5 protein-coding genes are annotated in these 5,697 nt (G+C 31.8%); all 5 read left to right on the top strand.

Going from position 1 to position 5,697, the window contains the following annotated elements; all coding sequences use genetic code 11:
• The first annotated feature begins 188 nt into the window (after positions 1-188).
• A complete protein-coding gene (locus ACW2QF_RS17045; RefSeq protein WP_455717215.1) occupies positions 189-1,940 on the top strand; it encodes an ABC transporter ATP-binding protein/permease in 1,752 nt (583 codons plus the stop codon).
• Positions 1,940-3,586, top strand: a complete 1,647-nt coding sequence (locus ACW2QF_RS17040; RefSeq protein ID WP_455717214.1) for an amino acid ABC transporter ATP-binding/permease protein — start codon at positions 1,940-1,942, stop codon at positions 3,584-3,586. The genes ACW2QF_RS17045 and ACW2QF_RS17040 overlap by 1 nt, the downstream gene beginning before the upstream one ends.
• A gap of 161 nt (positions 3,587-3,747) precedes the next feature.
• Complete coding sequence (locus ACW2QF_RS17035) at positions 3,748-4,242, top strand: hypothetical protein (protein WP_455717213.1); 495 nt, start codon at positions 3,748-3,750, stop codon at positions 4,240-4,242.
• A gap of 273 nt (positions 4,243-4,515) precedes the next feature.
• Positions 4,516-5,163, top strand: a complete 648-nt coding sequence (locus ACW2QF_RS17030; RefSeq protein ID WP_455717212.1) for a hypothetical protein — start codon at positions 4,516-4,518, stop codon at positions 5,161-5,163.
• Positions 5,157-5,697, top strand: a 541-nt coding sequence (locus tag ACW2QF_RS17025) for a hypothetical protein (RefSeq protein WP_455717211.1), incomplete at its 3' end; no start/stop codon positions are given. The genes ACW2QF_RS17030 and ACW2QF_RS17025, both read left to right, overlap by 7 nt.

Below are 5,697 nucleotides of genomic sequence, written 5' to 3'. Positions count from 1 at the left end.
GTATTTATAATAGGCGTTGCTCTTGGACACATTTATTATTTTCTATTTCGAATTAAGACGATCACCAGATCCGTATAAGATATAGAAGAATGTTAAATTAAAACAAAAAGATAAGCTTGTTGGCGTCGCATTTTGTATTGCGACTTTTTGCCATGTAGTACAATATAAAAAGAGAGGAAAATAAAAATATGTTTCATAAACGATTATTGCATGAATTTAAAGATAATCAAAAACAGGTTACAGGAATGGTTTTAACACAATGGATTTCTTTATTAGCTAATGTGACTCTAATGTTTGTAGTAGCGAATACAATTAATTCGATCGTGAAAGATACATTTACATTAAAACAAGTGATAATACTTTTCCTTACCTTTGTTACAGTGATATTGATACGTGGAGGCATGACAAAGATTAATGATACTATGTCGTACATAGCATCTACAAAGGTTAAGAGAAGATTACGTGAAGTGATAAATCAAAAATTAATGAAAATGGGAACAAAATATCGTAAGAGCATGGCCACATCTGAAATCGTACAGATCAGTACAGAAGGTGTGGAACAGTTAGAAATCTATTTTGGTAGATATGTACCTCAATTTTTCTATAGCTTATTAGCACCGATTACTTTATTTGTTATTGTAAGTTTTATGAGTATTAAGGTCGCAATTGTTTTATTACTTTGTGTGCCCTTAATTCCAGTGTCGATAATAGCTGTTCAGAAATTTGCTAAGAAGATGTTAAATAAGTATTGGGGAATCTATACGGGACTTGGTGACACCTTCTTAGAAAATTTACAAGGTTTGACGACTTTAAAGATTTATCAAGCAGATGAATGCTATGCAAAGAAGATGGATGAAGAAGCAGAGAAGTTTCGTAAGATTACGATGCGAGTATTGATTATGCAATTAAATTCTATTAGTGTCATGGATTTAATTGCTTATGGTGGTGCTGCGGTGGGTATTATCTTAAGTATTCTTGAATATAGAAGTGGACAAATTACATTTACTGCGTGCTTGTTCATTATGTTAATTGCAGCAGATTTCTTTTTGCCACTGCGTTTACTAGGATCCTTTTTCCATATTGCTATGAATGGTAATGCTGCAGCTAATAAGATCTTTGCATTGCTTGATATTCCAGTGGAGAATAATAAAGGAAATAAACTAGATGATAAGCAGTTAAAGGACTTAGGAACAGATATTCATTTTAATAATGTATCGTTTGGTTATGAAGAAGGACAGACGGTTATTGATAAAATATCATTTACACTTCCTAAGAATTCATTTACTGCACTTGTTGGAACTTCTGGCTGTGGAAAGAGTACGATAGCATCATTAATAATGAATGACAATAGACCAAATAAAGGTCACGTTTTAATGGGGACTTATGATATTAATGATTTACCAGAAGAATATTTGCATAAAAGAATTACTAGAATTCGTCATGATAGCTATTTATTCAAAGGAACCGTGGAAGAAAATCTTCGTATGGGGAAAGAAGATGCTACTAAAGAAGAGATGTTATTAGCTTTAGAACAAGTTGATCTTCTTGATACCATCTTGGAAAAGGGCGGATTATCTATGAAAATTAAAGAAAAAGCATCTAATCTATCTGGAGGGCAAAAGCAAAGAATGGCGTTAGCTAGAGCAATTTTACATGATAGTGATATCTATATCTTCGATGAAGCAACTTCAAATATTGATGTTGAAAGTGAGAATAAAATCATGGACGTCATTCATACATTGGCTGAAAGAAAGACTGTAATCCTCATATCTCACAGATTGGCTAATGTGGTAAATGCAGATAATATACTTGCTATGAAAGATGGAGAAATAGTTGAAATAGGAACTCATGAAGTATTACTTAGTAGACAAAAGTATTATCATGATATGAATACAAGTCAAAAAGAGTTAGAAAAATATACAGAGGAGGTAGCAAGCTAATGCAACATAAGAAAAGAAATAGTTTACAGATTATGTTAGAGTTGCTTGGTATGATTCGTCCTCTTATAGGATATATGTTGCTAGCAATCTTAATGGGGAGCATAGGAAATCTTGTGGCTACCTTTATAACAATTCTTGGTGGTTATGGGTTGTTATCTGTATCTGGTTTATATAATAAGCTTACGCTTACTACAATCTTTACAATCATTATCATATTTGCAGTGATACGAGGTATCTTACGTTATGCAGAACAAGCATGTAATCACTATATTGCATTCAAATTATTAGCAAGAATTAGAAATAAAGTATTTACGTCACTGCGTCGCCTAGCACCCGCGAAGTTAGACGGGAATGATAAAGGTAACCTTATTTCAATAATAACAAGTGATATCGAATTATTAGAGGTGTTCTATGCACATACGATTTCACCAATTGCTATAGCTGTTATTACGTCTGTATTTATGTGTGTTTTTATTGGTAATATACATCTACTTTTAGGGATAGTAGCCTTGCTATTCTATCTTTTAGTTGGACTTGTAGTACCAGTGCTAAATAGTAAGAGGGGAAGTAAGAAGGGACAAGATTATAGAGATTCCTTTGGTGATTTGAATACTTCAGTACTTGATAATCTTTATGGATTAGAAGAAATCATTCAATATGGACAACAAGAGAAAAGACAAAGAGAGCTTGCTGAGAAGACAGAGAGTTTGGAAAAGATTACGAAGGAACTAAAGAAGGAAGAAAGTGTACAAAAGATTACTACAGATTGGATTATTCTTTTTGCAGGAATTACTATGCTTGCTGTTTCTGGATATCTTGCAAGTAACGGTGAAATCGAGGGTGGAATGTCATTAATTGCAACAGTTGCAATGATTGGTTCGTTTGGACCAACAGCAGCTTTATCAGCATTATCAAATAATTTAAACCATACCCTAGCTTGTGGAAATCGTGTTCTTGATTTGTTAAGTGAAGAACCTGTTGTTCTTGATAATGTTTCGGGCGAAGAAGAATGTGGTGGAAATATTACTTGTGATGGAGTGACATTCGGATATGAGAATAAGGAAGTTTTAAATAACTTCAATGAAACATTTTCAGAAAAGAGGATTCATGGTATCTTAGGTAAGAGTGGCTGTGGTAAATCAACATTGTTAAAATTACTGATGCGTTTTTATGAGACTAACAAGGGAAAAATATATTATGGTGAGAATGATGTGAATACCATTAAGACTTCATCATTAAGAAATATGATCTCTTATGTAACCCAAGAAACTTTCTTATTTCATGATACGATAGAGAATAATATTAAGATTGCAAAAGAAGATGCTACAAGAGAAGAAGTAATCGAGGCAGCGAAAAAAGCTTCTATTCATGATTTTATTCTATCTCTACCAAATGGTTATGATACCAAAGTTAGTGAATTAGGAGAGTCCTTATCAGGAGGGGAAAGACAACGAATTGGTATTGCAAGAGCATTTCTTCATAATAGTAATATCATATTCTTAGACGAACCAACTAGCAATATTGATAGTTTGAATGAAGGAATTATATTAGAGAGTTTGAATAAGGAAAAAGAGGATAAAACCATTATTCTTGTGTCACATCGAAAATCTACAATGGGAATTGTTGATAATATGATTAATATGTAGTATCGTTGTTGAATTTGGAGAAAAATAGGAAAAAAGTACCTGTATTTATATTTACTAGTTGAAATCTTAAGTTTATTCTGATAGGATAATGATGTAGTTTTTATATCATAGATTAGGTGAAGTATGTCATTAAGAATCTGATGTTGCCTAAGGGAGGAAAAATGAAAAAATTCAACAAAATTTTAATAACAGTTTTTACTTTATGTTTTGTTTTTGCTTTAACAGGATGCTCTGATAAAAAAGCAGAACAAAATTATTGTGATGATGTTACAACAGCTATGAACAATGCAACAACTGCAAATTCAACTTTAGTTACAGATATACAAACATTTCTTAACGATGTAACCAATGAGGATGCAAGAACAGCAGTTTTAGATGACCTTAAAACTATGGAAACAGAGTTTACTGCTTTAAGAGATTTGTCTGCTCCAAAACGATATAAGGAAGCACAGGTAGTTTTCAAAGAAGGTGCAGAACAAGCTTTAAGTGCTGTTAACTCTTATCGTGAAGCTGTTGAAAGTTGTACAGAAGAAACAAAGAAAAGTCAAGAAGCCTATGATGCTTTCTATGCCATAATTCAAGAAGGTGACCAATTTATGTCTACTGCAAATACTAAAATTATGGAAGCTGCAAAAAAGGCTTATGAATCTAAATAATAAATAAAAAGGCTTTTGCAAACTTATTATTTGATTAGGTGTATTTCGCTACATTTGTTTTAATCAATATTTTGCAAAAGCTTTTTTGTTATAAAATGTAAAAAAAGGTTTAGAAATGAGAAAATCTGGGATATAATTAATCTAATCTACAACAAGTCTTTTTATCTGGCTTATCGTTTCATTTATTTTTTTCTAAAGTAATTCCAATTTTTAATTTCGTAAAAATATAAATTAAATCAGATATCTATAATAGATATCAAAAAAGGAGGAGGAATGGCTAAGTCAATAGCTTTTATTGGTGTACCTAGCCGAGATATTGTATATTATATTGGCAGAGTATTGCGTTTATGTGGGCAAGAGGTACTGATCGTCACACTGTTGGAAAAGGAGGAGAAAGATTATCAACCGAATTATTATATGGGACTAGATTGGATCACATGTAGTAAAGAATGGCTTCAAGTTCATGGAGAAATATTAAATGATTATTCATTTGTCTTATATGAATTAGAAATTCAGGAGATAGAGTTATCTGTCGATATTCTTAACAGCTTTGATAATATGGTTGTGATAGCGAATCTATATAAGAGAACAATGGATGAGGTGGCCAAGGCAATTTTTATGTATAACAAACAATGTATCCTTATTATAAGGGACATTTGTAATAAGAGATTAGATAGTAAATATTTCATACGTAATTACCCAGACAGTAAGAAGTTATGTATGATTAATGAGCTTTGGTTAGATAGTTATGATGCGTATTATAAGCAATGTTTAGAATTTGAAGAAGTAAAGGACTTTAAAAGAATGTCTAATGATATGATGCAAACCTTGTCTTTTATAATCGAAGAAATACATACATTTACAAGCAAGGAGATTCATTATGCAATTAATCAATTGAAGAAAGGAGTGGTGGAATGTTAGTCGCATTTTATAGCGATGTTAGAGGAAATGCAGGAACCACAAGTAATCTTTGTTGCTTAGCTACTTTTCTGGCAGTTAGAAAGAAGCAGAAAATCTTAATGTGGGAAAATCATACTAATTGGAATATGATTCGAGATAATATTACCCCAAAGACCAAATTATCATTGCTATTTCATAGTCTTAATCCCTATCATATGAATGGTTCTAAGGAATTGTTTTGTAGATTACTAAGTAAAGAAACATTTGATTTATCAAAGCAAGTACATGATCTAGCGAAAGAAATGTACCCAGATTTGTTATATTATCTTCCTAACCGTCAGACTAAGGCTTCACTTTTTGAAAAAGAGCTTGCTAGAATCTTGCCACAATTTGTACAGTTATGCAAAGAATATGATGATCTTGTATTCATGGATTTACAAGATAGTAGTAAGGAAAGTACGAAGTATATTCTAGAACATGCAGATCTTGTTGTAATCAATCTGATGCAACATATTAATTCGTTTGATAGGTTTATAACAAGTAACCTATCTATAT

The sequence above is a fragment of the Anaerosporobacter sp. genome, assembly GCF_965301125.1.
The sequence above is the reverse complement of the archived record's forward strand: the minus strand, read 5'-3'. Positions and strand labels throughout refer to the sequence as shown.

Coding starts and splice junctions, on each gene's coding strand:
- ACW2QF_RS17030 (WP_455717212.1), top strand. CDS start 4,516: ATGGCTAAGTCAATAGCTTTTATTGGTGTACCTAGCCGAGATATTGTA.
- ACW2QF_RS17040 (WP_455717214.1), top strand. CDS start 1,940: ATGCAACATAAGAAAAGAAATAGTTTACAGATTATGTTAGAGTTGCTT.
- ACW2QF_RS17035 (WP_455717213.1), top strand. CDS start 3,748: ATGAAAAAATTCAACAAAATTTTAATAACAGTTTTTACTTTATGTTTT.
- ACW2QF_RS17045 (WP_455717215.1), top strand. CDS start 189: ATGTTTCATAAACGATTATTGCATGAATTTAAAGATAATCAAAAACAG.